Source organism: Bradyrhizobium sp. SZCCHNRI1029, from assembly GCF_032487555.1.
In the GTDB taxonomy this organism is placed as follows: domain Bacteria; phylum Pseudomonadota; class Alphaproteobacteria; order Rhizobiales; family Xanthobacteraceae; genus Bradyrhizobium.
This window is the reverse complement of record NZ_JAUEUK010000004.1, coordinates 1-26,592: the sequence shown is the minus strand read 5'-3', so window position 1 is coordinate 26,592 and position 26,592 is coordinate 1. Positions and strand designations below refer to the sequence as shown.

21 protein-coding genes are annotated in these 26,592 nt (G+C 65.5%); 9 read left to right on the top strand and 12 right to left on the bottom strand.

What is annotated here, in order from left to right; genetic code table 11:
- The first annotated feature begins 47 nt into the window (after positions 1–47).
- The 3 genes from exbB to QW861_RS12340 are packed head-to-tail and all read left to right on the top strand — an operon-like array spanning position 48 to position 2,191.
- The gene (exbB, locus tag QW861_RS12350; protein WP_316187208.1) at positions 48–824 is read left to right on the top strand and encodes a tonB-system energizer ExbB; all 777 of its coding nucleotides are present in this window, start codon (positions 48–50) and stop codon (positions 822–824) included.
- Positions 825–827: 3 nt separating this feature from the next.
- A complete protein-coding gene (gene exbD / locus QW861_RS12345) occupies positions 828–1,253 on the top strand; it encodes a TonB system transport protein ExbD (RefSeq protein ID WP_316187207.1) in 426 nt (141 codons plus the stop codon).
- The gene (locus QW861_RS12340) at positions 1,250–2,191 is read left to right on the top strand and encodes a TonB family protein (protein WP_316171606.1); all 942 of its coding nucleotides are present in this window, start codon (positions 1,250–1,252) and stop codon (positions 2,189–2,191) included. The genes exbD and QW861_RS12340 overlap by 4 nt, the downstream gene beginning before the upstream one ends.
- Before the next feature lie 23 nt (positions 2,192–2,214).
- Here QW861_RS12340 and QW861_RS12335 read toward each other — a convergent pair whose 3' ends face one another.
- Together QW861_RS12335 and QW861_RS12330 are read right to left on the bottom strand one after the other, a co-directional pair.
- Positions 2,215–2,556, bottom strand: a complete 342-nt coding sequence (locus QW861_RS12335) for a hypothetical protein (protein ID WP_315717331.1) — start codon at positions 2,554–2,556, stop codon at positions 2,215–2,217.
- Positions 2,557–2,605: 49 nt separating this feature from the next.
- The gene (locus QW861_RS12330) at positions 2,606–3,448 is read right to left on the bottom strand and encodes a hypothetical protein (protein ID WP_315717330.1); all 843 of its coding nucleotides are present in this window, start codon (positions 3,446–3,448) and stop codon (positions 2,606–2,608) included.
- 957 nt (positions 3,449–4,405) lie between these two features.
- Here QW861_RS12330 and QW861_RS12325 point away from each other — a divergent pair.
- On the top strand, positions 4,406–4,762 hold the full coding sequence (locus QW861_RS12325) for an EF-hand domain-containing protein (protein WP_315717374.1): 357 nt from the start codon (positions 4,406–4,408) through the stop codon (positions 4,760–4,762).
- Between the two features lie 126 nt (positions 4,763–4,888).
- On the opposite strand, the gene QW861_RS12320 is transcribed toward QW861_RS12325, so the two are convergent.
- The gene (locus QW861_RS12320) at positions 4,889–5,524 is read right to left on the bottom strand and encodes a response regulator transcription factor (RefSeq protein ID WP_315750378.1); all 636 of its coding nucleotides are present in this window, start codon (positions 5,522–5,524) and stop codon (positions 4,889–4,891) included.
- A gap of 312 nt (positions 5,525–5,836) precedes the next feature.
- Between QW861_RS12320 and QW861_RS12315 the strand changes: the two genes are divergently transcribed.
- Positions 5,837–8,212, top strand: a complete 2,376-nt coding sequence (locus tag QW861_RS12315) for a TonB-dependent receptor (protein ID WP_315750379.1) — start codon at positions 5,837–5,839, stop codon at positions 8,210–8,212.
- Positions 8,213–8,728: 516 nt separating this feature from the next.
- Positions 8,729–9,145 (top strand): hypothetical protein, encoded by a 417-nt coding sequence (locus tag QW861_RS12310; RefSeq protein ID WP_409998626.1) that lies wholly within the window; start codon positions 8,729–8,731, stop codon positions 9,143–9,145.
- A gap of 107 nt (positions 9,146–9,252) precedes the next feature.
- On the opposite strand, the gene QW861_RS12305 is transcribed toward QW861_RS12310, so the two are convergent.
- The 4 genes from QW861_RS12305 to pgm form a co-directional block, all read right to left on the bottom strand.
- Positions 9,253–10,350: an alkene reductase gene (locus tag QW861_RS12305; protein WP_315717327.1), complete on the bottom strand. Its 1,098-nt coding sequence runs from the start codon at positions 10,348–10,350 to the stop codon at positions 9,253–9,255.
- Between the two features lie 159 nt (positions 10,351–10,509).
- Positions 10,510–11,013 (bottom strand): DUF1993 domain-containing protein, encoded by a 504-nt coding sequence (locus QW861_RS12300; RefSeq protein WP_315717326.1) that lies wholly within the window; start codon positions 11,011–11,013, stop codon positions 10,510–10,512.
- Positions 11,014–11,451: 438 nt separating this feature from the next.
- On the bottom strand, positions 11,452–12,687 hold the full coding sequence (locus QW861_RS12295) for a lytic murein transglycosylase (protein ID WP_315827133.1): 1,236 nt from the start codon (positions 12,685–12,687) through the stop codon (positions 11,452–11,454).
- Positions 12,688–12,919: 232 nt separating this feature from the next.
- Complete coding sequence (gene pgm, locus QW861_RS12290; RefSeq protein WP_316171611.1) at positions 12,920–14,560, bottom strand: phosphoglucomutase (alpha-D-glucose-1,6-bisphosphate-dependent); 1,641 nt, start codon at positions 14,558–14,560, stop codon at positions 12,920–12,922.
- A gap of 367 nt (positions 14,561–14,927) precedes the next feature.
- Between pgm and QW861_RS12285 the strand changes: the two genes are divergently transcribed.
- Positions 14,928–15,758, top strand: a complete 831-nt coding sequence (locus QW861_RS12285) for a hypothetical protein (protein WP_315750382.1) — start codon at positions 14,928–14,930, stop codon at positions 15,756–15,758.
- A gap of 26 nt (positions 15,759–15,784) precedes the next feature.
- Here the strand turns inward: QW861_RS12285 and QW861_RS12280 are convergent, their stop codons facing one another.
- The 3 genes from QW861_RS12280 to QW861_RS12270 form a co-directional block, all read right to left on the bottom strand.
- Positions 15,785–16,324: a hypothetical protein gene (locus QW861_RS12280; protein ID WP_315717323.1), complete on the bottom strand. Its 540-nt coding sequence runs from the start codon at positions 16,322–16,324 to the stop codon at positions 15,785–15,787.
- Between the two features lie 13 nt (positions 16,325–16,337).
- On the bottom strand, positions 16,338–17,513 hold the full coding sequence (locus QW861_RS12275) for a zinc-dependent alcohol dehydrogenase (RefSeq protein ID WP_316167422.1): 1,176 nt from the start codon (positions 17,511–17,513) through the stop codon (positions 16,338–16,340).
- Positions 17,514–17,623: 110 nt separating this feature from the next.
- Positions 17,624–18,031: a hypothetical protein gene (locus QW861_RS12270; protein WP_315717321.1), complete on the bottom strand. Its 408-nt coding sequence runs from the start codon at positions 18,029–18,031 to the stop codon at positions 17,624–17,626.
- A gap of 348 nt (positions 18,032–18,379) precedes the next feature.
- Between QW861_RS12270 and QW861_RS12265 the strand changes: the two genes are divergently transcribed.
- Positions 18,380–19,678, top strand: a complete 1,299-nt coding sequence (locus QW861_RS12265; RefSeq protein WP_315717320.1) for a TadE/TadG family type IV pilus assembly protein — start codon at positions 18,380–18,382, stop codon at positions 19,676–19,678.
- Between the two features lie 18 nt (positions 19,679–19,696).
- Here the strand turns inward: QW861_RS12265 and mdoH are convergent, their stop codons facing one another.
- A complete protein-coding gene (gene mdoH, locus QW861_RS12260; protein WP_316193100.1) occupies positions 19,697–21,826 on the bottom strand; it encodes a glucans biosynthesis glucosyltransferase MdoH in 2,130 nt (709 codons plus the stop codon).
- A complete protein-coding gene (locus tag QW861_RS12255; protein ID WP_316167427.1) occupies positions 21,814–23,319 on the bottom strand; it encodes a glucan biosynthesis protein G in 1,506 nt (501 codons plus the stop codon). Before QW861_RS12255 ends, mdoH begins: the two co-directional genes overlap by 13 nt.
- Before the next feature lie 588 nt (positions 23,320–23,907).
- Here QW861_RS12255 and arsA point away from each other — a divergent pair.
- Positions 23,908–25,677 (top strand): arsenical pump-driving ATPase, encoded by a 1,770-nt coding sequence (gene arsA, locus QW861_RS12250; protein ID WP_315717317.1) that lies wholly within the window; start codon positions 23,908–23,910, stop codon positions 25,675–25,677.
- The last annotated feature ends 915 nt before the right edge of the window (positions 25,678–26,592 follow it).

Genomic DNA, 26,592 nt, shown 5'->3' with positions numbered 1-26,592 from the left:
GCCGGGATCGTGATCACCAACCACGGGGCCACCGAGGGAGTACGGCCATGGATCAGGCGCACATCGCCAATATCGCGAGCACGCTGCCAGAGGCGTTGTCGCCCTGGACCATGTTCATGCAGGCCGACATCGTCGTGAAGTCGGTGATGATCGGGCTGGCGCTGGCTTCAGTCGCAACCTGGACCGTTCTGGTGGTGAAGACGATCCAGCTCCGCGCGGCACTGCGCACCTCGCGCAGCGCGCTCGGCATCGCGCTGGCCGCGCGCGCGCTGTCGGATGCGACGGGACGCATTTCCGCCGACGACGGTGTGGTCGGACGGCTGCTGGCCGTCGCCGATGACGAAATTGACAAGTCGCGTGGCCTCCCCGCCGATGGCATCAAGGAGCGTGTCTCCTGGCAGTTCGAGCGGATCGAGGCGGCGGCGGTGGCGCGCATCGGCCGCGGCATCGGCATTCTCGCCACGGTCGGCGCGGTCGGGCCGTTCGTCGGCCTGTTCGGCACGGTCTGGGGCATCATGAACAGCTTCATCGGCATCTCGCATGCGCATACGACCAACCTTGCGGTGGTCGCGCCGGGCATCGCGGAGGCGCTGCTCGCCACCGCCTTCGGCCTCGCCGCGGCGATTCCCGCGGTCGTGATCTACAACCTGTTCGCGCGCGCCACCGGCGGCTATCGCGCCGTCATCGCCGATGCATCGGTGGCGGTGATGCGGCTGCTCAGCCGTGATCTCGATCGTCAGCACGCCGGGCCCACGGAGGCGCGGCGCAGCGCCATCCGCGCGGTCGACGCGCCGCTGCTGTCGATCGCCAATCCGGCGGAGTGAGCCATGGCCGTCAAGCTAGCCCGGCGCACCGACGAGTTCGAGGAGACGCACGACATCAACGTGACGCCGTTCATCGATGTCATGCTGGTGCTGCTGATCATCTTCATGGTGGCGGCGCCGCTCGCCACCGTCGACATCCCGGTCAACCTGCCGGCGATATCGGCGGAGCCACAGCCGCGCGCGGAGACGCCGGTCTTCGTGACCTTCAAGGCCGACCGCTCGCTCGCCGTCGGCGACCAGAGCGTCGCCCAGTCCGACATCGCCGCCTCGCTCGATGCCGCCACCAAGTCCGATCGTGGCCAGCGCGTGCTGCTGCGCGCCGACCAGACGCTGCCCTATGGCGAGGTGATGGCGCTGATGAACACCCTGCGCCGCGCCGGCTACACCAAGGTGGCGCTTGTCGCGCTCGAAGACCGGAGTGCGCCGTGAGCGTGCTGACGCTCGAGCCGTTCGACAATGACGAGGCTCGCCGCGAGCGGACGCTGTGGACGATCGCTGCGATCGTGGTCGCGGCGCTGCATGTCGGGCTTGCCGCCGGCTATTGGCTGCTGCGCCCGGCGCCGCAGGGCCGCGCGCAGGCAGAAGCGTTCGACGTCGTGTTCACGCCGGCGGTCGTGAGCGAGCCTGCGCCGGCGATCCAGGAGGCGCCGCCGGCCGATCCGACGCCGCCCGCGGAGCCGCCAAAGCCGGAGCCGGCCAAGGAGGAGGCCGTCGCGCGCGAAGCCGTGGCCGAGCCGGTGCCGCAGCCGCCCGAGCCGCAGGTGTTGGCGCAGCCCGAGCCGGTGCCCGAGGTGATCGCGAGTCCGGAGCCATTGCCGCAGGTCGCGCTGGCGCCCGAGCCGCCGCGCGCCGACGACATCGTGCTGCCGCCGCCGCCAGCGCCGAAGCCGATCGAGGCGAAGCCGCCGGAGGCGAAGCCAGCTCCCATTCTCGAGCGCGTCGAACGCAAGCCGGCCGAGAAGAAAGAGGCCAAGGAGATGGCCGAGCGGAAGCCCGCGCCGCCGAAGCCAGCGGCACCGGCCAGCCGACCGTCGCGCGTCGCGTTGGCGCCCAATGCAGGGGAGGACAGCCAAGGCGCGCGCGAGGGCCAGGCCGACTGGAACAGCCAGGTGCGCGCGAGCATCGCCCGCGCCGCGAGCTATCCATCCGACGGCAACGGCGCCAGTGGCACGGCGACCGTGACGGTCGTGATCGACCGTAACGGTCGACTTCTGTCACGGCGCCTTGTCGGCAGCTCCGGCTCGCCCGCGCTCGATCGCGCGGCGCTGTCGAGTGTGGAACGCGCCGCGCCGTTCCCGCGCTTTCCCCCCGTGATGCGGCAGGCGCAGGAAGCGCTCAACGTTCCGCTGCGTCTGCGACAGCGTTGAGCGCCGCGTCCTGCGCGCGTCGCCTATTTCGAGCACTCGGTCAGATCGGTATCGCGCACGACGAACTGCGCGCCTTCCTTGAGCTCGATGTTCTTGGCGACGCAGGTGCGGCCGCCCTTTTCGGACAGCTTGATGTCGTAGCGGCCGGACTTCACGCCGACCAGCGTCATGCGCTCATTGTGGTCGACCTCGCCCTCGTCGTCGTTCTTGCACTGGTCGGCGCCCCAGGTTTTGGTGCCGGCGGCCGCCAGGTACATTTTCACGATGGTCTGGCCGGTGCGGTTGAGGAAGCGCGGGCCGTCCTCGGCGGACGCGGCGGAGCCGGCCAGCATGAGAAGCGCGCAGGCGGTGACGAGGCGACGCATGACGAGTGTCCTTTTCTTATGATTGGTCATGGGATGAGGGCGCGCGGGGTCAGAAATCCTTGCCGATGCTGGTCTTGACGGCAAGGCCGCGCGAGGCGTTGGTCAGGCCGTAGCCGACGCCGAAGCTGAATTCGAAGCCCTTGAAGCGGGTGTCGGCGACCGCGTAGAGCGTCTGCATCTGCTGATTCCAGGGCAGGATGTAGCCGAACGGTCCGAGATTGGAGAAATGCTCGATACCGACGGTCCAGCGATCGCTGAGGCGCTTGACGAAGCGCACCGATGGCTCGAAGGCCGAGCCGGCGCCGTCGATGCCGAACGTCATGTTGGCGTTGAAGATCAGCTGATAGTCGTTGGGCAGGTTGACGCCGATGATCGGCGTGAACATCTGCGCGACGCGCGGCGTCGCCTCCTGCACGAAGCGCGGTGCGCCGGGCTGGCCGGCGCCGGCCTTGTTGGCGACCCACAGGTCCGGCGTCAGGCCGCCCTGCGGCGCCAGGATGGTGCGTGACACCAGGCCGAGGAAGACGGTGCGCTCGAGCCGGTCGCCCTGGATGAAGGTCTGGCGAATGGTGACGCCGCCGGACTGGAATGAATAGCCGGGCACGCCATTGTCCATCACGTTGCCCAGCGCCATCGGCACATTGGTGCGGGCAAAGGCGTAAGGTGAGGTCAACGCGATCTCATACCATTCGGTTGGCGAGTAGCCGATCTCGGTCTCGCCGGTGACCGCACGCTGCGGCACGCGGCGTCCGCCGTTCTGTTGCGGATTGAAGGTTGTCAGATAGCCGAAGCGCTGTTCGACCTGGAAATGTCCGGGCGAGGCGGGGTCATTGCCCTGGATCTCCTCGGCCGCTGCACCGAACGGCGCGAGCACGAGAGCACCGGCAGCCATGTACAATCGCGATCGTCTTTTTGTACTCCTGGCGATGCCGTTCGGCTGCATGTCCCCGCGCTCCCTTCAACTAATGAGCTAACGAGTCGGCTGGGCGAAAACATGCGGGCCTGTCGGCTGAAAGATGACGCGATCGGGAAACGATCAGTCGTCGAATGCCGCAATTGCTCCGGCCCTTGCTGTTTCGATGAGGAATAGGGATGTTTTGGCAAGTCGAACGGGACATTTTGACCGGGACAATATGGCGGCCATTTCGCGAGTGAATCTCAACACGGTGATGAATGTGGCGTGCTGCAAACACATTGAGGTCATAGAGCGAGGAAAACATGCGTTGCAGCATGCATTGCTGATCACCGGATCAGCCAGAGAATGGACACGCCCGTGCTTCACACACCCGGTCATCGTCGCCGCTTGTCCGCTCGGCCGATGCGGCTCGGACTGGTGCTCACACTGCTTCTGTCCACGCTGCTGCCGGATGCACGCGCCTTCGCGGAGGAGCCGCTGCGGGACCAGCTGGAAGCCTGGTGGAATCAAACCCAGGCCGGCAAGAGAGATCAGGTTGGGCAAGTCCGACAGGCGTCATCGGGGAGCGGTGCCAGAACCGCAAGGCATGTCGCCAAGCGCGGACGCCACGTCGCCAATGCCCGCGCCGAGGCAGGAGGAGGTGTCTTCGACCACGATAGCGGTCCGCGTCGTGACCGTCCGGGGAGATATTTTCTGCACGGACCGAGGTTCTAGTCCCGACGCTCTTGCGGGAATTTCCCGGGCGTCGCGTTCTTGCACTTGCGAAATGACAAGGCCTCCCATAGGTCAAAGCGATGTGTGGCGCGTTGCCGGTGAAATCGCCGACGCTCGCATACGTTGTTTTCGTGCCCTTCATCGCCGCCCCTCGGACGGCGGAGACAAAGGATCAATTCGATGAATTGGAAACTGATGATGACGGCCGCTGCCGTCGGCATGGCCGCGATCGTCGGCACGTCGACGATCGCTGTCAGTGCACCGGCCCGTTCCAAGCTGCTGACCTCGATCGACCCCGACAAGGACGGCACCGCCGACATGAACGAGGTCCGCACGGCCGCCGGCGCGCTGTTCGATCGTCTCGATCGCGATCACGACGGCACGCTCGACGCCAAGGAGCTGCGCGGCCGCGTTTCGGCCAAGGATCTCAAGGCCGCTGATCCCGACAATGACGGCACGCTGACCAAGGACGAGTATCTCGCGCTGGTGGAAGGCCGCTTCAAGGCGGCCGATCCGGACGGTGACGGCACGCTCGATTCCAAAGAGCTGAAGTCGGTGGCCAAGCTGCTGAAGTGAGACATCGGTCCGCACTGGACCGACGCGACACGGACATGAGCCCGAGGGCCTGTGACGGGAGACCGTCGCAGGCCCTCGTCTTTCAGGCGGATGCTCGTGGCGGGCCGGCAGGAAGGCGATTGGCCCTCACATGCTTGGGCGGGACATTTCCACCGCGAGACGAACCAGGTCGGGCAGGCTGCGGGCCCCGAGCTTCTGACGCAGCCGGTAGGTCAGGTTGATGACGGTCTTGTAGCTGATGCCGAGATGGTCGGCGATCGCCTGATAGGATTTCGCCTGGGCCAGCAGCGCAAGGGCCTGGCGCTCGCGCGGGGTCAGCGCAGGGGCCACCATGCCGTCCGGGTCGGCACGGAGCAGGGCGATGCGGGTGGCGAGCTGCGGATCGAGATAGGTGCCGCCGGCTCGAACCTGCTCCAACGCCTTGGGCAGCTCCTGCGGCGGCGCGTCCTTCAGCAGATAGCCGCTGGCGCCGGCGTCGATCGCCGAGCGGACGATGCGCGGCTCGGCATGCATGCTGAAGACCAGGATCCGGGCGCGGGGATCGTGCGACCGCATGCGTTCGATCAGACTGATGCCGCCGAGCTCCTGCCCGTGCAGGCGCAGATCGACGATCGCGACATCCGGCCGGTCACGGACATAGGCCTGGTACCCGCTGTCGGCATCGTGTGCCTCGGACAGCGCGCGGATCCCGGCTTCGTTCAGCAGCCAGCGGCAGGCCGTGATCACGACCGGGTGGTCATCGACGAGCAGAACGCGATACATCCGATGAAGGTCTTGCCCTTATGGCGCCGACGGCGCCGATGCTTTCTCTACCATGTGAGTTCCCTTGCAAACCAGGATCGGGTGCAACAGTACGGCCGAGGCTGGGAGATAGCTCGGCGAATCGATCGCCACTTTCCGGATCCGGGAAGATTGTCCCTAGGGGCCGAAGAATATTGCCCGTTGCGACGAACTGGAGGGCTGTTTACGAATGTTAACGTTCGTAGACGGGTAAATCGGCCAGTTCTGGTGCGGGTAAAGGCTCAGGGGCGTGGGCTGTTGCCGGAACCGGTCGACAAGAAACTGGGGGACGTCTTGACCAGACTGTCGGCGCTGAAGAGCGCGCTTCTCGCGACCTGTGCGTTGCTGCCTGCGGCTGCGTTCGCGCAGCAAACCCTGCAGACCATCGAGGTGGTCGGCGTCTCGCCCGTTCAGGGCAGCGAGATCGCGAAGGACAAGATTCCTTCCAATGTCGAAACCATCGGGGCGCGGGAGCTCGACCACAGCCGCGCGCCGACGCTGCTCGACAGCATCCTGCAGTCGGTGCCCGGGGTCTCCCTCAGCGACCAGACCGGGAACGCGTTCCAGCGCGACTTGAATTATCGCGGTCAGACTGCCTCGCCGGTGCTCGGGACGCCGCAGGGCATCGCCGTCTACCAGAACGGCACCCGCATCAATGAGGCCTTCGGCGACGTCGTGAACTGGGACCTGATCCCGGAAATGGCGATCGCACGCATGACCCTGATGCCGAACAATCCGCTGTTCGGCCTCAACGCCACCGGCGGTGCGCTGTCGATCGAGATGAAGAACGGCTTCAACTACCAGGGCGGGGAAGCGCAGTTGTTCGGCGGCTCGTTCGGCCGGATCCAGTCGGGCGCTCAATACGGCTGGAACAACGGCACCTACTCGGCCTATATCGCGGCGGAAGGCGCCTATGACCGCGGCTGGCGCGACTACTCGTCGGCCTCGCAGATCCGGCGCATGTATGCCGATTTCGGCGCGCGCGGCGACAACACCGAATTCCATCTCTCCTTCACCGGTGCCGACAACAAGCTCGGCTCGGTCGCCGCGACACCGATCGAGATGCTGAACCAGCGCTGGTCCAGCGTCTATACCTGGCCGCAGTCGCTGCATCTGCAGATGCAGATGGTGCAGGCGAGCGCAAAGTGGACGCCGACCGACACGCTGTCGATCCAGGCCAACGGCTATTACCGCAACTACAAATCCGCGCGCGTCGATGGCAATAGCACCGAGGTGCGGGACGGGGGCGGCGTGTTCGTCCTTGAGGACGCCGCGGGGACCCCGTGGGACATCAACCGCAACGGCCCAACCGCCAACACGCTGGCCGCCGATGCGGCGCTCGGCCAGATCGACCGCAATACCGTCAAGACCGACAGCTATGGCGGCTCGCTGCAGGCGACCTCAACGACGCAGCTCTTCGGCCATGACAACCATTTCGTCGTCGGCGCCAGCGTCGATCACGGCAATACCAACTTCCAGGCCACATCCGAGCTCGGCACCATCGACAACAACCTGTTCGTCACCGGCCTCGGCGTCTACATCGACCAGCCCAACGCGGGCCTTGCTCCCGTCAATCTGAATGCCAAGAACACCTATCTCGGCATCTATGCGACCAACACCTTCGACATCACCTCGCAGCTCGCCTTGACCGCCGGCGGCCGTTTCAACTGGGCGCAGATCAACCTGCGCGACCAGACCGGCTTCGCGCCGCTGCTGAACAGCAACAACAATTTCCAGCGCTTCAACCCGGTGGTCGGCCTGACCTACAAGATCACGCCTGACATGACCGCCTACGCGGGCTATTCAGAAGCCAACCGTGCGCCGACGCCGCTCGAGCTCGGCTGCTCCGATCCGGCCAATCCCTGCCTGATCGACAACTTCCTGATCGCCGATCCGCCGCTCAAGCAGGTGGTGTCCCGCACCGTCGAAGGCGGCCTGCGCGGCGAGATTTCCGGCGGCCGCTCGGCCTACGCTGCCGACCTGCCGGCCTACCGCAAGGCCCCGATCAAATCGGTGGCGGTCGATGATGGCTGGCGGCTGCGCTGGGGCCTCAGCCTGTTTCGCACCGAGAATTCCGACGACATCATCCAGGTGGTCGACCCGGCCAACCCGGTGCGCGGCTATTTCAAGAACGCCGGCACCACGCTGCGCCAGGGTGTCGAGGCCAAGGTCGACCTGGCCTGGAACCGGTGGACCGCCTACGCCAACTACACCTTCATCGACGCCACCTTCCGCAGCGCCTTCGACGTCAACGATCCGTTCCTGCGGGTGCCGGTCGGCGTCGTCTCCGGCAACCACATTCCCGGCATTCCGGCGCACCGCCTGAAGCTCGGCGCAGAATATGCCGTGACCGACGCCTGGAAGGTCGGGGCGAGCGTCAACTATGTCGGCAGCCAGTACCTGCTGCACGACGAGACCAACGTCTACCCGAAGGTCCCGGCCTACTGGGTCGTGAACGTCAACACATCTTATCAGGTGACCAAGAACGTCGAGGTGTTCGGCCTGATCCAGAACCTGTTCAATCAGCGCTATTACTCGGCAGGTACCGTGTTCGACCCCGCCGGCTTCAACACCGCCGGTGGCGGAACGGCGTTCGCGCTGAACGATCCGCGTAGCATGGTTCCGGGGATGCCGCTCGCGGCCTACGCCGGCATCCGGGCGAAGTTCTGAGCTTCGCATCCTGACGACCATAGGCGCATCCGCGCCGCGCCACGGCAGCCCCCACCGTGGCAGGAAGGCCGGGAGAAATCCCGGCCTTCTTCTTGCTTGACTAAAAGCGTGACGTGTCTCCGCTGCCGTAGGGTGGGCAAAGGCGCGCGTGCGATACTGCATGTCACGAGCTCAACTCCACCGCGCGCCGTGCCCACCATTCCTTCCGCTTGCGCGGATGCACGGCGGGCACGTGACCGCCCTGCGGGCGACTGCTTTGCCCACCCTACGCAGCCGGTATGAATCGTCGATGAGTCTGCTCACGATGGATTTTGGGCAATTATCCCGCTGACCTCGTGAACGAGATCGCTGCGCGCCTGTGGAATTTGCGAAGCATCGCGATTAGTTGCTGCCGGCCTTCGCCAACTACGAACTTCCGCCACAGAACCCGACCAGCTATTGCGCATCGTATCGAGCAGCGAGGTGGCGCATATGAGCCGTAGATCTTCAAGCCTTGTATCGATCATCGCGTCATCGATGGAGGCCGTTCACCGGCCCCACGTGCCTCCGTGGGTGCGAGCGACAATCTCTGTCGTGCTTCTCGCTGGCAGTCTGGGGGCGCATTCTCTGCTGCTTGGCGATGCGGCGGCGCGCGATCTCGATGGGCGTTACGCCAATTCTCCGCTCAAGGGCTGGTTCGAGAGTTTGCGTTCGGGCAAGGGGCCGTGCTGCTCGGATGCGGATGGCACCGCGCTCTCGGACACGGATTGGGACACGAAGGATGGCCGCTACCGTGTTCGCATTGAAGGCCAATGGTGGGTCGTTCCGGAAGAGGCCGTGGTGGCCGAGCCCAATCGCGCCGGCCGGACGATGGTATGGCCCGTGTATTATCGCGAGCTGAATACGGGCCTGCGCATCGATGTGCGGTGCTTCCTGCCCGGCAGCATGATGTAGGTGGGGATGGGCCGGATCGCAGAAGCGCAGGGTGGGCAAAGGCGCGAGGCCAGATGTCGCGACAGGCGCGGCCTCTCGTGCGCCGTGCCCACCCTACGTGATGGCGACTACTCCGCCGCTTGCGCCGCTTTCAGCGTCGGATAGTCGGTGTAGCCCTTCTCGCCGCCGCCATAGAGGGTGGCGCGGTCGAGCTCGTTGAGCGGCGCGCTGACCTTGAGCCGCTCGACCAGATCCGGGTTGGCGATGAACGGCCGGCCGAAGGCGATCAGGTCGGCCGCGTTGGCATCGAGCTGTTTGTTCGCGAGCGCGAGGTCATAGCCGTTGTTGGCGATGTAGGTGCCCTTGAAGCGCTTGCGCAGCGACGCGTAGTCGAACGGCGCAACGTCGCGCGGACCGCCGGTCGCCCCCTCGATCACGTGGATGTAGACCAGATTCAGCGCCGCGAGCTGGTCGACGATGTAGTCGAACAGCGCCTGCGGATTGGAATCCGAGATGTCGTTGGCCGGCGTCACCGGAGATAGCCGAATGCCGGTCCGGTCGGCGCCGATCGCCTCCGACACGGCCTTGGCAACCTCGAGCATCAGCTTTGCGCGGTTCTCGATCGACCCGCCATAGGCGTCGGTGCGCTTGTTGGCGCCGTCCTTGGCGAACTGGTCGAGCAGATAGCCGTTGGCGCCATGGATCTCGACGCCGTCGAAGCCGGCCTCGATCGCATTCAGCGCGGCCTGCTTGAACGCCGCGACGATGCCGGGAATTTCCGCGAGCTCGAGCGCACGTGGCGTCGAGACGTCGGTGAACGCGCCGCCGACGAAGGTCTTGGTCTTGGCCGCGATCGCCGAGGGCGCGACCGGCGCACCGCCATTCGGCTGCAGCGAGACATGGGAGATACGGCCGACATGCCAGAGCTGGATGAAGATGCGCCCGCCCTTGGCATGCACCGCGTCGGTCACCTTGCGCCAGCCGGCGATCTGCTCCTTGGAATAGATGCCAGGCGTGTCCTGGTAGCCCTGGCCCTGCTGCGAGACCTGGCTGGCCTCGGAGATCAGGAGGCCGGCGGAGGCGCGCTGGCTGTAATATTCGGCCGTCAGCGGACCCGGCGCGAGGCCGTCCACCGCGCGGTTGCGGGTCAACGGCGCCATCACGACGCGATTGGCGAGGGTGACCGGACCGAGCTGATATGGCGCGAACAGTTTGGATGCACTCATCGGGATCTTTCCAGGAGAGGGGAGGGGGGTCATGGTGAGTTGTGCATTGCCGCGAACAGCGCAATGCCGCGAGGTATCCGTCCGGCGCAGACGTGCCGCGCGATGGAGCGGCCGCAACAGGCCATCCGTTGGATAGCCTGTTGCAATAGACGAAAGGGATCAGGCGACGCCCAGGAAGTCCCGCTTGCCGATTTCGACGCCGTTGTGGCGGAGGATGCCGTGGGCGATCGCGGCGTGGAAATAGAAGTTCGGAAACGAGACGCGGTTGACGAAGTCCTGCCCCTTCAGGGTCAGCGTGGTGTTGGGCCCGCTTGGAAAGGTGACGTCGCGGCTATCGGCCCCTTCGAACTGCGCCGGCTGGAACGTCTTCAGGTAATCGATGGTTCTGGCAAGCCGCTGGCGAAGCTCGGCGAACGTCGTCTCGGTGTCGGGCGTGCTCGGGACCTCGCTATGGGAAAGCCGCGCGCAGCCCTTGGCGGCGAAGTCGCAGGCGAGCTGGATCTGCTTGGAGAGCGGCAGCATGTCCGGATACAGCCGTGCGCCGAGCAGCACCTCGGGGGCGATCTTTTTGGCTTCGCAATGGGCCTCGGCCTTGCTGAGCAGGCCGGACAGGCTTCCGAGGATCTGGAGGTAGGCCGGCACGGTCGAATCGTAAAAGGACATGATGCTCTCTTTTGGCAGGAGACGTCGCGACGAAAGCGCGCGCCCTCGGAGATGGGGCGGCGTCCAAGAGAATGCAACTGCATCTTTCTGGTTTTTGCGGTCGCCGTGCATTCCAGTCGTTCACGCTGAGGTCACGGCGATTGTGGACGCGTCCCCTGGAGGATTTCCCCAAGCCGTGGCCGAAATGCCGGATCGAGGTCGTGGAGAACGACGAGCCTGGGTGGCCGAACAGGGTCAGGATGAAGATCGGCGCTACAAGCCAAATCGGGCTTCAATTGCCCGTCTGCTCGCGCTTTTGTCCTGAGCGATCATCTGGCCGTCCAATTCCGAGGTGATAAATTGGAATAGCGAAGAGCGGACGACACGGTCGCATGAAGTCGGACAATAAGTCATCTGCAATTGAGAGACGAGGAGCGCCGCGCGATGATGTCGGCTCACCTACCGTGTCGCTGTCGCTGAAGCCGGCGCCGCCTGCGCCCGCGGCGTGCCGCGCATGCGTACGAGCAGTTCCGCCGTTGGCCAGGAATCGGCCGGCAGCCCGAGCCGCACCTGCATCGTTTTGACCGCGATGCGGCTCTGCTGCCCCAGCACGCCATCGACCTTGCCGACGTCGAAGCCGGCCTTTACCAGGAGTTGCTGCAGCTCCTTGATCTCGTTGAACGGCAGTTGCGCGACCGGGCCGCTGGCTTTGCGCATCGGCGCCGCGCCGGCGATGCGGGTGGCGAGATAGGCCGCGGTGGTCGAATAGATCAGCGAATTGTTCCACTCGGTGTAGGCGGCGAAATTGGCATAGGCCAGGAACGCCGGGCCGTTGCGGCCCATCGGCAGCAGCACCGAGGCTTCGAGCGCATCGTTCGGCAGCGGCCGGCCGTCGGCATAGGTCACGCCGAGGCCGGCCCATTTGCTGCGCGGCGCCTTGACGGTGAGATCGGCCTGCTCCCACGGAAACGCCTGGGGCACGCGGATCTCCTCCAGCCACGGCTCGCCGCGGCGCCATTTCAGTCCGGTCGCGATGTAGTTCGCGGTCGAGCCGATCACGTCGGGCGCGCTGCGCAGGAGGTCGCGGCGGCCATCGCCGTCATAGTCGACGGCATAGGTGACGTAGTGGGTCGGCAGGAACTGCGTCTGACCGAGCTCGCCGGCCCAGGAGCCGATCATCTCCTCCGGCGCGAGATCGCCGCGGTCGATGACCTTCAGCGCGGCGATGGTCTCATTCTGGAAGCGCTCGCTGCGGCGGCAATCATAGGCCAGCGACACCAGCGACGGCAGCACCGGCAAATTGCCCATGTTGGCGCCGAAATCGCTCTCCAGGCCCCAGAACGCGGCGATGACCGCCGGGGGCACGCCATACTCCTTCTCAGCGCGCGCGAACGCTGCCGCATGCATCCGGATGTGCTGCTGGCCGTTCTGCATCCGGTAGGGCGCGGCCATCCGGCCGGCGAACTCGGTGAACAGTTGACCGAACACGCGCTGGCCGCGGTCGCGATTGACGATGCCCTGGTTGTAGGTGAGGTACGGCGAGGCGGCCGCGATCGCGCGCTGCGACACGCCTTCGGCAATGGCGCGTTGCTTCAGCTCGGCGAGAAACCGGTCGAAGCTCTGGCCGTTATGGCAGGCCGCGGCGCGCATCGATGGCGCCGGCTTCGGACGTGGTGCGGCCGCCTCCGGCGCCATTTGCGCCGCGGCGCTGACAACCAGCATGAACGAGGTTGCGAGCGCGCTGAAGGTGACGCGCAAGGCAGTCGAAGAGCTTCGCATCCGGTCTCACCGATGGCTGTCAGGTCGTTGTCCAGCCATCGATATCCGATGCGGGGGGCGGGAGGGAAGGGGGCAGGGGCGAATAGCGAATGGCGAATGGGAAACGGCGAGAACCCTATTCGCTACGCCCTATTCGCTACTCGCCCTTTCATCCCACCTTCGCCAGCGCCGCCTGGGCCTCGCTCTGGATCCGCTTGAGATGCTCGGCGTCGCGAAAACTCTCGGCATAGAGCTTGTTGACGTCCTCGGTGCCGGAGGGTCGCGCCGCGAACCAGCCGTAGTCGGTCTCGACCTTGATGCCGCCGAACGACTGGCCGTTGCCCGGAGCCTTCGTATGCACCATGCGAACGGGATCGCCGGCGAGCTCCTTCAGGTTCAGCATTTCCGGCGTCAGCGCCTTCAGCGCCGCCTTTGCCGGCGGGCTCGCCGGCACGTCGATGCGCTCATAGACCGGCGCGCCGAGCTCGGCCGTCAGCTCCTTGTAGAGCTCGCTCGGGTCACGGCCGCGCCTGGCCATGATCTCGGCCGCGAGCAGCCCGAGGATCAGGCCGTCCTTGTCGGTGGTCCACACCGTGCCGTCGCGCTTCAGGAACGAGGCGCCTGCGCTCTCCTCGCCGGCGAAGCCGAAACTGCCGGAGCCGAGGCCCTCGACGAACCATTTGAAGCCGACGGGGGTTTCGACGAGCTTGCGGCCGAGCTTGCGCGCGACGCGGTCGATCATCGAGCTCGACACGATGGTCTTGCCGATCGCGGCATCGCTTCGCCAACCGGGCCGGTGAGCGAACAGGTAGGAGATCGCCGTCGCTAGATAGTGGTTGGGATTCATCAGCCCGCCCGAGCGGGTGACGATGCCATGGCGGTCGGCGTCGGTGTCGTTGGCAAACGCGACGTCGAAGCGCTCGCGCATGCCGATCAGGCTCGCCATCGCGTAGGGCGAGGAGCAGTCCATGCGGATCTTGCCGTCCCAGTCCGCGGTCATGAAGCGGAAGGTGGGATCGACGACGTCGTTGACGATTTCAGCGTTGAGACCGTAGCGCTCGATGATCGGCGCCCAGTAGGCGATCGCCGCGCCACCGAGCGGATCGATGCCGATCTTGATCCCGGCCGCCTTGACGGCGTCGAGATCGACGGTGTTGGCGAGATCGGCGACGTAGGGCGTGATGTAGTCGTAAGCGTGCAACGAGCCGCGCTGCTTGGCCTGGCTGTAGCTGATGCGCGATACGCCATCGAGGTCGTTGGCCAGATACACATTGGCCTGCCGCTCGATCTCGGCCGTCGCGTCGGTGTCGGCGGGGCCGCCATGCAACGGATTGTATTTGTAGCCGCCATCCTCCGGCGGATTGTGCGACGGCGTGATGACGACGCCGTCGGCGAGATGCGCCGTGCGGCCCTTGTTGTAGGAGATGATGGCGTGCGAGATCACCGGCGTCGGTGTGTAGCCGCCGTCCTTGTCGACCATCACCTCGACGCCATTGGCGCCGAACACTTCGAGCGCGCTGGCAAGCGCCGGCTCGGCCAGCGCGTGGGTGTCGATGCCGACGAAGAGGGGGCCGTCGAGGCCCTGCTGGCGGCGGTAGTCGCAGAGCGCCTGGCTGGTGGCGAGAATGTGGTTCTCGTTGAAGCCGGTCTTCAACGACGAGCCGCGATGCCCCGACGTGCCGAAAGCGACGCGCTGGGTCGGCTCGTGCGGGTCGGGCTTCAGCGCATAATAGGCCGTGATCAGCCGCGGAATGTTGGCGAGCGCGGCATTGGCGATCGGCCTGCCGGCTGCGGGGTCTGTCTTGGCCATGGAGCATCCTTCGCAAGTTCGAGAAACATCTGCGGCGGCGCTTCGTTCCGCCGCGGCGGGCGCAGGGAACGCGGGGCGTCGCGACGAACCTGCCGCAACATGGCGGCGCGCGGTGATCCGATCAACGGAATTCGTGCACGCCCCCCGCGGCGGCGTGAAGCCTATTTGATATCCGCTGAGGGAATGCCGGGTTCTCGCGGTCGAGGCCGGCCAATGTCGCCGCCTTGTGCGCGCGACATTAACCACGCCTCACTGAGTCCGCGTGCCGGGACCGGCGCTTAAGCCTGAGTTTAACGGATGGCCGTTGAAATAGCAGGCCGGAGCAGAGGCGCGTCTCGTGCGCGGGAGAGTCGTCAGGAGCGGAAAAGTGAGAGCGCTTTGTCTCGGCGCGTTGGCCGTCGTTTCAACCTTGGCCCTGGCCGGCTGCAGCCACCAGGTGACGCCGCAGGTGGCCTCGCCTTGCGTCGATCTGAGCGGAAGGCCCTGCGTGGACGGTCCCGTCGCCGACCAGTCGCCGCAATCATTGGAGCCTGCCGACACGATCCACAAGCCTGCAGCCGCGGTCGCGCGCCGCGCGGCTCTGCAGCACAAGCACGCCCGCGCCGCAAAGCGCCGGGTCAAGTCGCCAATCGTCACCGCCAAGACGATTGAAAAGCCGATTGAAAAGGCGATTGACAAACCGATCGAAAAGCCGCTCGCGGCACCAGCGCGAACGCCGCGGCCCGATCCGGTCGCGCCGGCTGACGGCGCGCCCGCGCCGGTGATCAAGACCCCCTCCGTCACGACGGATATGCCGAATCCGGCCAAGGTCCAGAGCGACGTCATGGTGGCTGCGGTGACGGTGGCGGCCGAGCTGGCCGAGCGGATGACCGCGCTGCGTGTCCCAGAGGGGCCCGCCGACAGTCATCTCGTCGCGGTGCTGCTGGCGCGTCCCACCGTGCGCGGATTGGGCGATCTCAGCGGCAAGGTGATCGCGATCGACGAGCGCTACGCCAAGTCCAACGCGAAGATCACCGCGGCCATGAATGCGGCCGGTGCGACGGAGGTGCTGCTGCTGGAAGGGCAGGCCACCGCGATCACCCGGTTGAACAATGGCGAGGTGAGCGCGGCCGTGGTGGCCCTGGTCTCGCCGGAGGCCGCGGAGGCGTTTCCGAAGGTCGCGGGCTTTCGCCTGTTCTCTGTCGTCCTGAAGCCGTAGCTTCAGGACGCTTTGTCACAGGCGGGCTAGGTCGCGGCGGTGCTGCGCGACGGCCGCGGCAGCGCCGCGCCCTTCACGGCCGCGATGCCCCTGGGAAAGCCGCTGCGGTCGCTATAGAGGCGCTTGCGGCCGCGCCGCGGATCGTGCTGCCTCTTGACGTCCTGGGCGCACATGTAGTCCAGCGCCGTGATGCCTCCGACCATGACCAGCGCCGCCAGCACGCTGCCCGCGCGCGGATTGCTCGGCCTGAGCTCACCGGCCAGCGTCAGCATGTCCAGCCCGTCGCCGGCGACGCGGCTCAGCAGGCCGGCCCGCTTCTCCACCGACAGCGTGAGCACGCCGGCGAACAGCTCGCGCACGCCATAGGCCCGCACCAGTCCCTCGCGGCCCTCCATGCCGAGCGCATGCGTGACGCGGTGCGGCGCCAGCAGCTCCAGCGTGCCGAGCACGATGCTGAACCAGCCGAGCCCGCGGGCCAGACGATCGGCCGGCGTCAGCGAGCTGGGGCCGGTCGAGATGATCTTGGGGTCGCCCTTGGATCTCACGAGATTCGAGAAATGAAACATGCGATGCGATCCCTTATGGCTTCAGCACGACCTTGACGCAGCTGTCCTGCTTGTCGCGGAAGGCGCGGTACATCTCAGGTCCCTGCGCGAGCGGCACGGTGTGGGTGATGACGAAGGACGGGTCGATCTGGCCATCCTCGATGCGCTGCACGAGGTCGTCCGTCCAGCGGTTGACGTGGGTCTGGCCGGTGCGGATCGTCAGGCCCTTGTTCATCAGCGCGCCCATTGGCACCATGTCGGACAGCCCGCTGTAGACGCCGGGGATCGAGACGATGCCGCCGGGACGGCAGACATAGATGATCTCGCGCAGCACGTGCGGCCGGTCGTTCTCGAGCATGAACATCTGCTTGGCGCGATCGATCACGCTGTCGGGCTGCGCAAGGGTGACGTGGCTCTCGAAGCCGACGCAATCGATGCACTTCTCCGGGCCCTTGTTGTCGGTCAGCTCGTTCAGCCGCCCGACCACGCTCTCCTTGTCGAAATTGATGGGGATGGCGCCGCCGGCCTCGGCCATCGCCAGCCGCTCCGGAATGCGGTCGATCGCAATCACCTGGGAGGCGCCGAGCAGGATGGCGCTGCGGATCGCCATCTGTCCCACCGGGCCGCAGCCCCACACAGCGACCGTATCGTCCGGCTCGATGTCGCATTGCGCGGCCGCCTGCCATCCGGTCGGGAAGATGTCGCTGAGAAACAGCGCTTGCTCGTCCGTCATGCCGTCGGGAACCTTGATGTGCGTGGCGTCGGCGAACGGCACGCGCAGGTATTCGGCCTGGCCTCCCGGATAGCCGCCGGTGAGATGCGTGTAGCCGAACAGGCCCGCGGTGGTGTGTCCGAACACTTTCTCGGCAAGATGCTTGTTGCGGTTGGTGGTCTCGCAGACCGAGAAATTGCCGCGCCGGCACTGCTCGCATTCGCCGCAGATGATGGTGAAGGGCACGACGATGCGATCGCCCTTCTTGAGCTTGCCGTTGACGCCGGAACCGACCTCGACGACCTCGCCCATGGTCTCGTGGCCCATGATATCGCCGGGCATCATCGCCGGGATGTAGTTGTGGAACAGATGCAGGTCGGAGCCGCAGATCGCGCAGCTCGTCACCTTGATGATGGCATCCCTGTCATGCTCGATCTCGGGATCGCTGACGGTGTCGCAGCGAATGTCCTCTTTGCCATGCCAAACCAGCGCCTTCATACGGTCCTCCGGACAGAATGTTGCGGAGGCAAGTCGAAGGGCGCGGCGATGGTTGCTATCGAGCGCGGAATTTTCCGGAGTGGCGCGGCGTCCCGCGCTCGATGGCCGGCTCAGGCCTTCCGGGCGGCCTTCTTCGGCGCGGGCCTCGCAGGATCCCTCCTGGCAGCCTTGCCAGCCTGTTTGCCGCCTTGCGGCTTGGCCGCCGCACCGTCGGCCTTCTTCTCCGGCTGCTTGGTCTCCGGCTTCCTGGGCAGCTCCGCGGCGGCGGCCTGGCGCATCGCGCGGGCGTAGCTGTCGGCGACGTTGTCGGCGGAGATCAGGAGCCGTCGGGCGGCGGCATTGGCCTGCTCGACCGCCTCGCGGGCGAGCAGCTTGAAGCGCTCCTTGGCGTCCTTGTCCTTGGCCTTGACGGCCATGCCGTTGAAGCGGTCCTTGCGCTTCTTCGCCGCTGCCAGAATGGCCTTGTTCTGCTGCTTGGCCAGTTGCCGGATCACGGCATCAAGATCGGCATCCGCCATCGTCGTCCCCAACTCCCCCAGAGAATCAGCGCGCCCCGGCGCTGCAAACCGCGCGGACTATGCAATCGGTGCCGCCGCTTTGCAATCGGGGTACCAGAGGAGGGGTGCCGCGCCGATCAGGGGCGGCGGGCCGATGAGATCCGTCCGGCATTCGATGCCGGGGCCCGCCAAAAAAAAGCGTCCGCATGGCGGTCATGTCGCTCCGAGTGGTGCAACGGCACCGCAGAAAGGCCGCTTACGACAATCGGAAACGCAACGTAACCAATTCTCGGCAATTCCATCAATTCCAATGCAACGCTTGATCCGCAACATTCCCGGCAACATCACCGTGTTCGTTGGAGTGTGGCCGTGCTGGCCGGAAATAGATACCTCAGGCTACTGTCGCGGTTCCGTCGCGACCAGAGCGGCAACATCGCGATCATCTTCGCGCTTGCTTTGCTCCCGATCCTCGCCTTCGTCGGCTCGGCGATCGACTATTCGATGGCCGTGCGCGCCAAGGCGAAGCTGTCGGCTTCGATGGACGCCGCGATGCTGGCCGCGACCGGCTACACCGCCATGCGCGGCGCCGCGTCGGACGCCAAGACGGCGGCGACCAACATGTTCAACGGCCAGATGTCGGCGCACAATCTGGCGGCGGACTCGCTGAACATCGATATCAGCGATAGCGTCACCGCGCGGACCGTGACCGGCAGCGCCACCGTGGTGGTCAAGACGGCCTTCATGCACATGTTCGGCTACCCGACCATGACGGTCTCGGCCTCGTCGTCGGCTTCGGCCTCGTTCCCGACCTACATGGACTTTTACGTTCTGCTCGACAACTCGCCGTCGCAGGGTCTCGGCGCGACCACGGCCGACATGACGACGCTGCAGAATGCGACGTCCGACAAGTGCGCCTTCGCCTGCCACGACACCTATACGTCCAGCTCGAAGAAGACGCTGCAGACCAACAGTTATTATTCCATCGCCAAGAAGAAGGGCGTGACGATGCGCATCGACGTCGTCCGGAGCGCGACGCAGTCGCTCACGGACACGGCGACCGCCAGCCAGGTCGTCAGCAACCAGTACCGCATGGCGGTGTACAGCCTGGGCAGCGACTGCGGCTCGCTCGGCCTGACGACCATCGCCAGCCTGTCCTCGAGCATGTCCTCGGTGAAATCGTCGGTCGGTTCGCTCGACCTGATGACGATCCCCTACAGCGGCTACAACAACGACATGTGCAGCGATTTCGACGGTGCGATGTCCGCGATGAACGGCGTCATCCCGACCCAGGGCGATGGCTCGTCGACCAGCCCGCAGAAATGGCTGTTCTTCGTCTCCGACGGCGTCGCCGACTATTCCTATCCGACCACCTGCAGCAAGACAGTTCTCTCGGGCGGCCGCTGCCAGGAACCGCTGAACACGACGACCTGCGATGCGTTGAAGGCTCGTGGCATCAAGATCGCCGTGCTCTACACCACCTATCTCGCGATCACCAACAACAGCTGGTACACGACCTATATCGCGCCATGGCGGGATTCGATCAGCGGCATCATGAAATCGTGCGCCAGCCCGGGCTACTACTACGAGGTCGATTCGAGCGGCAGCATCGGCGCAGCGCTTACCGCGCTGTTCCAGCAGGCGATCGCATCGGCGCATCTGACCAAATAGGGCAGGTCGTCCAGGCGCTCATGCGGGAAGTGCGACGAGCTGCTCCAGCGTCGCGCCATCCCTGAGCACGGCCAGGATCTCACGGCGCGACAGGAAGCGGATCGCCTGCGTGAACGAGCCGGCCCCCGCGATCCGCGCTTTGGCGGTGGCGAGGTCGACGTCGATGTCGCCCGGCTCGCGACGCCGAGGCGGCGGCAGGGACGCAACGTGCTGGCGGCAGAGACCGGCGTTCTGGCGCAGTTCGACCAGCGCCGCCCGGCGATCCGGCCGCAGATTCTCCGCAAGCTGCTTGGCGCGGACCAGCACCGGCGGCGGAGCGCGATCCTCGGGCGTCGTGAACAGGCGCGCGCCGGTGCTGCGGCCGCCCGTGAGCAGACCGATCGGAATCGACAGCACGAGGCCGGCGATGACCGGCGACATCCAGGCCAGCAGGGGGACGGAGACAGCATAGGCGCCCGCCGCCATGACCAGGCCGCATACCGTCGGCAGCGCGAATTTGCGAAGGATCTCCTGCCGGCTCACGCCGCCGTCGCTGCGGCGCTGCACCTGCCAGCCGGCGTCGCGCCCCATCAGGATTTCGATCACGGCGATCGACTGGAAGATCATCATCGAAGGCGCGATCAGGGCCGCGAGCAGCGTTTCCGCCAGCACGGCGACGCAGAGGCGCAACCCGCCGCCAAAGCCTCGGCGTCGCGTCGGCGTGAACAACGTGACGAGGCAGGCGAGCAGCTTCGGCACCATGAGCAGGCCGAGCGTCGCCGCGAAGACCTGGGCGGCGAGCACCGGGTCCTGGGCCGGCCAGGTCGGAAACAGCGCAAAGCCCTTGGGGAAATATTCGGGCCTGACGAAGTTGGCCTGCAGCGAGATGAGGATGCCGAGCACGAGAAAGGCAAACCACAACGGCGCGGTGACATAGGCGCCGATGCCGATCAGCAGATGCAGCCGCGACACCCAGTGCAGGCCGCGCGCCGGCAGCACGGCGAGATGCTGCAGATTGCCCTGGCACCAGCGCCGGTCGCGCGCGGCATGATCGATCAGGGACGGCGGCACCTCCTCGAAGCTGCCGTCGAGATCGACCGTCATGTAGATTCCCCAGCCGGCGCGGCGCATCAGGGCGGCCTCGATGAAATCGTGGCTCAGGATATGTCCGCCGAACGGCTTGCGCCCGGGGAGCTCGGGCAGCGCCGCGTCTTGCGCGAAGGCCGCGACCCGGATGATCGCATTGTGGCCCCAGTAATTGCCTTCCGCGCCGTACCACCACGCATTGCCGGCCGCGATCATCGGGCCGTACAGCCGGCTCGCGAACTGCTGCAGCCGCGCGAACAGGCTGGTGCCGTTGACGATCACGGGCAGGGTCTGGATCAGCGCCGCCTGCGGCGCGTTCTCCATGGCATGGGCCAGCCGGACCACGGTCGCGCCGCTCATCAGGCTGTCGGCATCAAGAATGATCATATAGTCGTAGGCCGCGCCGAAGCGCTGCACCCAGTCGGCGATGTTGCCGGACTTGCGGGCGACATTGTCGGCCCGGTGGCGGTAGAACACCCGATCTGTGCCGCAGGATTGGCGCAGATCGACGAACGCAGCCTCTTCGCCGATCCAGATGTCGGGATCGGTGGTGTCGCTGAGCAGAAACCAGTCGAAGCGCTCGGCCTGTCCCGTCCCGGCGACCGATTCGATCATGGCGCGCAGCCGCACCATCACCGCGTCCGGATCCTCATTGTAGGTCGGCAGCAGCATGGCTGTGCGGCCGGACAAAGAGGGCAGGGGACCGTCGATGTCGATCGCGATCGTATCGCGCCGCCGCCCCAGCAGGGCGCAGAAGCCGGCCAGCGCACAAACGAAGGCAAAGGCGATCCACGCGAGCAGGATCGAGAACAGCACGAGTACCATGCCTTCCAGCACGGTCACGCCACCGACCTCGACGACCTCGTACATCTTGTAGCAGCCCACCAGCGTCAGCGCCGCGGTGCCGGCGAAGATGAGAGCGCGCCGGAATGCGATGCGGCCGCCGCTCGTGATGGCACGTCGGCCGGGCGCGGCATGATTGAGTGGCGACGGCACCATCGCGAGCGGCGCCTCGGCCGGGAGAAAGCTCGCGTCGCTAGCCTCATAGGTCGGACGCGGCTGCGCTGCGGTCATGGCGTCCATCGATAGACCCAGGTTTCGGATACGGGCTTGTCGTTGGCAACCAGTTCGGCCCTGAGCTCGACCGGCGCATCGCCGACCGCGCATTGGAAGCTGAGCCGCCAACCTTGCGTCTCCGGGTTCGGCTGCGCGACGATGTTCGTCACCTCGGATTTCGCCGCGCTGACCACGCCCTTGACGATGTTCGGATCGAGGCTCTTCAAGGCGTCGCCTTGGAGCTCGAGAACGAACAGCCGGCCTTCGCCGCGGGTGGCCACGCCAGTGCGCGTGAAGCGCGCCAGCGTATTCGGCTTCGGCACATCGGGCCCCCAGTGCAGGCGATAGGTCATGTTGTGCTCGCCCTTGGCCGCGAGCGGCGTCTTCGGCCGCCAGAAGGCGGCGATGTTGTCGTGGATTTCCTGGTTGGTGGGGATCTCGAACAGCACCACCGCGCCGTCACCCCAGTCGCCGATCGGCTCGATCCACAGGCTCGGCCGCCGTTCGAAATGCGATTCGAGATCCTGATAGGCGGTGTATGTCCGTTCCCGCTGCATCAGGCCGAAGCCGCGCGGATTGAGGTCGTTGAATACGCTGACCTGCAGGTCGCGCGGATTGCTGAGGGGGCGCCACAACTGCTCGCCCTTGCCGTTGAACATCGCAAGCCCGTCGGAATCGTGCACGGCGGGGCGGAAATCGTCGACGTCGTTGCGGTCGTTGGGTCCGAAGAAGAACATGCTGGTCATCGGCGCCAGTCCGGCGTGAGCGATCTCGACGCGCGGATACAGCGATGCCTCGACGTCGAATACGGTGGTCTCGCCAGGGCGGATCGTGAACCGGTAGGAGCCCGTCGCGCTCTTGCTGTCGAGCAGCGCATGCACCACCATTGCGGTGGCGCCTTGCGTCGGCTTCTCCAGCCAGAACGCCTTGAACACCGGAAACTCCTCGCCCTTGGCCTCGCCGGTGTCGATCGAGAGCCCGCGCGCCGACAGTCCGTAAATCTCACCCTTGGCGACGGCGCGAAAATAGCTCGCGCCGAGGAACACACAGACCTCGTCGTAGTAGTCCGGCCGGTTCATCGGCGCGTGGACGCGGAAGCCGGCAAAGCCGAGATCGGCCGCCGGGAAGGCCGGGACTTGCTGACCGAATGCAAAGTCCTCGGGTCGATAGGCCACGGGGCTGGCTTTGCCGTCCGCAACCTCATAGATCTCGACCCGGTCCTTGTAGATCGAGCCGCGATGGAAGAACTGCGCCTGGAACGGCAGGTTCTCACTGCGCCACAGCGCATGGTCCGGCAAGAACCGAATCGAGCGGTAGGCGTCGTAGTTCAGCTTCGCCAGCGCGTCCGGCAGCTTGTCATCCGGCGCAGCGTAGGGCTTGGCGGCGAGATTGCGCGCGAGGTCGCGCACATAGGCCGCATTGAACGGCTGCGCCGCAGGCGGCGCGGCTGATGCGCTCCGCGTCAAGGATGCGGCGACCGGGATCGCAGCCGCTGATTGAATGAACTGACGGCGATTCAACTTATTCTCGCTTTGCTGCATGGAACTGCGGAGCAACATTTCTGAAGGCGTCGGGTTCCATCGGAAGTCAACGAGAGGGGGCTGCTTTGGAGTCCCGTCCTGCTGAACGCGCCACCGGCGATCCCGCTGGCGCGTGCAGATCATGGGCGCGCCGTTCTGAACGCAACGTGAGCGACTGACCTGCGCGACAAACTTGGAGCCGAGACGTGAACATTCGACCTGCTCGCCAGCCACGGCAATTTCGCTTCTCGTGGCTTACGCTGGAAGGCTTGGGGCTGCATCCGGGGCCGGGCCGCCGGTCTTCCACGTCGTGGAATCGCAGACAGCAGCTGCCGCAATGCCGACGACTGTTGCGCTCCGCGGCACGATTGTTGACTTATCGCAATTAAGGAATCCGGCCGAGGCTCTACCAGTCGATTGGTCTGCAGCAGCCGATCCAGGCGGGGAGGATGACTGGTCACCCGAAAGGACGTCAAAGTCAGTCGGGCATTCCAGGGTTATGCACAGGATCGAACGAACGTCGGCGACAAAAATCGTATTGGCTCCCGGGTCGGCAATGTCGCACACAATCACTTGGAAGGGATTTGAATGCTTCGATTGCGTGCGCTGAACGCTCCGACGCCATTTCTCTTTTTCACTGGCAAGGGCGGTGTGGGCAAGACGTCGCTCGCTTGTGCGACCGCCATCAGTCTCGCGGACCGTGGGTTGCGTGTCCTTCTGGTCAGCACCGATCCTGCGTCGAACCTCGACGAGATGTTGGAAGTTGAACTAACTGACAGTCCAGTGCCGGTGCCGAACGCGGCAGGGCTCTTCGCGATGAATATCGACCCTGAGACCGCAGCCGAGAGCTACCGAGCTCGCGTGCTTGAACAGCTCGAGCCCACGGTGACCGATCAGGAGAGATCGACCATACGCGAGCAGCTTTCCGGCGCATGCACCACCGAGATTGCCGCATTCGACGAGTTCGTCGGATTGCTCGACGGAGACAGGGCGGGTTACGACCATATCATCTTCGATACGGCCCCGACCGGCCACACCCTGCGGCTCCTGAGCCTGCCGAAGGCTTGGACCGGTTTTCTGAAGGACAACAGCCGCGGCGCCTCCTGCCTCGGCCCGCATTCCGGTTTGAAGATGCAGGAGGATCGTTTTCGACAAGCGCTTCAGGCGCTGAGCGATCCGAGGCGGACGACCGTGGTCCTGGTGACCCGCGCCGACCGGAGCGCAATCCGGGAGGCGGCGCGAACGTCGAGCGAACTTGATGGGCTCAATCTCACCAATCAGACGCTCGCCGTGAACGGACGCTTTCACGCCACTGACCCTACTGACGCGGTCGCAAGTTCACTCGAGCGGGATCAGGATGAGGCTCTCGCCTCGATGCCGGACTCGCTGCGTAAGCTGCCGCGGGACGAAATCCCACTGGTTGGGTTCGACATTGTGGGTCTCGCGGCGCTCAGGGCAGTGTTGTCGTCGTCCGGTCCACGGCTTGAGACGTCGACTGGCGAACAAGTTGGAGTGCCGGTTGACGTGCAGGGACTCGACCGTCTGGTCGATGACATCGCTCACCGCAATCGCGGCCTCATCATGGTCATGGGTAAGGGCGGCGTCGGGAAGACGACGATTGCGGCTGCCATCGCTGTCGGCCTCGCGAGGCGCGGGCATGCCGTCCACCTCAGCACGACCGATCCAGCGGCCCACGTCACGGATGTCGTTGACGCCGCGAGCCCAGGGCTGACGGTGGACCGGATCGATCCTCGGCGCGAGACGGAGCGCTATGTCGCGAAAATACTAGCGAGCCGCGGCCGCGACCTGGATGAGCAGGGCAAGGCGCTCCTGCTTGAGGACCTGGCTTCGCCCTGCACGGAGGAAGTCGCCGTTTTCCATGCCTTCTCGCACGTGGTTGCGGAGGCTCGGAGCGCCTTTGTGGTGCTCGATACGGCGCCGACCGGTCATACCCTGCTCCTACTCGATGCGACCGGGGCCTATCATCGCCAGTTGACGAGCCAATTGGAGCCGGGCGGTGCCGGCCGGGTGATCACGCCGCTGATGCGGTTGCAGGATTCCACCTACACGCAGATCATCCTGGTGACCCTGCCGGAAACGACTCCCGTTTCGGAGGCCGCCGCTCTCCAGGAGGACCTGCGGCGCGCCGGCATCGAGCCGTTCGGTTGGGTGATCAACAAATGCCTCGCCGCCTCCGGAACTCGCGATCCCCTGCTGCGGGCGCGGATTGCCAGAGAGCGGATGCAGATCGCTCGTGTTCAGGACGGCTTGGCCAAGCGCGCTTTCATCATGGCGTGGCGAAGCAAGCCTCCCATCGGCATCGAGGAGCTGGAGACGTTATCGATGCCGAGTTCTTGATCACGTTCAGCTCGATCGCGATCTGGTCTCCCCCTATCGGGATCACGTCTTCATTGCCCGATCGCAGGATATGGCGAGATCAGGGGCCGAGTTTGTTGCGGTCGTTGCGACGCAGCGACGGCGAAAATCCCCGCCCGCCCGTCGGGCAAATCGGCCGCTCAGTTTTGTTGGATTTGCGGCGCGCGCTCTCCTCTCATGGCCTGTCGAGCTGTCAATTCCATGTGCGCCGATGGACTGATTTCGTCAGCCAGTTCAGCTGGATCACTCGTGTCCAGTCCCATCGGCAAAAATATTCTTGTTTCCATTTTTCAGAATTTGATGTTCACTCCGCTCGTCCCGCCTCGATCTGAGGGGCGTATCGCGGTCGTCACGAACGTGGGGTGCGGGATGCGATGGGCGTATCGAACCGCAGCGCGAGCGATCGTGCCGACGAACGGTTTGATGCGCACGATCAAGCCGTGTGGTCCTGATCTCCCGGTGCTGAGATCAAGTTCGCGCCGACGATGGCGCTGATGACAGGGGCAAGACAGCCGGTCCCTGGGGAGAGCACGGAGTAAGCCGTAAAGCCATCGCGCAGGGAAGGCCGGGATGTCCCAGCCGAACCTGTGGTTCCTGCCCCGTGCATTTCTTTCGCACGGGGGCCATGGGGGCGGCGAGCTCCCGGTCTTCCCTGCGCCCTCTGTATTCAAGGGGGCAAACGAACAGCAAAGCTCGGGCGCCGATGCGCCGCGAGAAGGTGATCTTATGTCTCTCCACGTCATTGCGAGGCGCCCTTGCGCCGAAGCAATCCAGGGCTCAGCGCGCGACTCTGGATTGCTTCGCTTCTGTTCAGCCCGGTGACATAGCTGACGGGTGTTCGGGGAGATGGTTGACACTTCAAAATCGGCTCGATTCGTCAAGCAGAGGGGCGAGCGA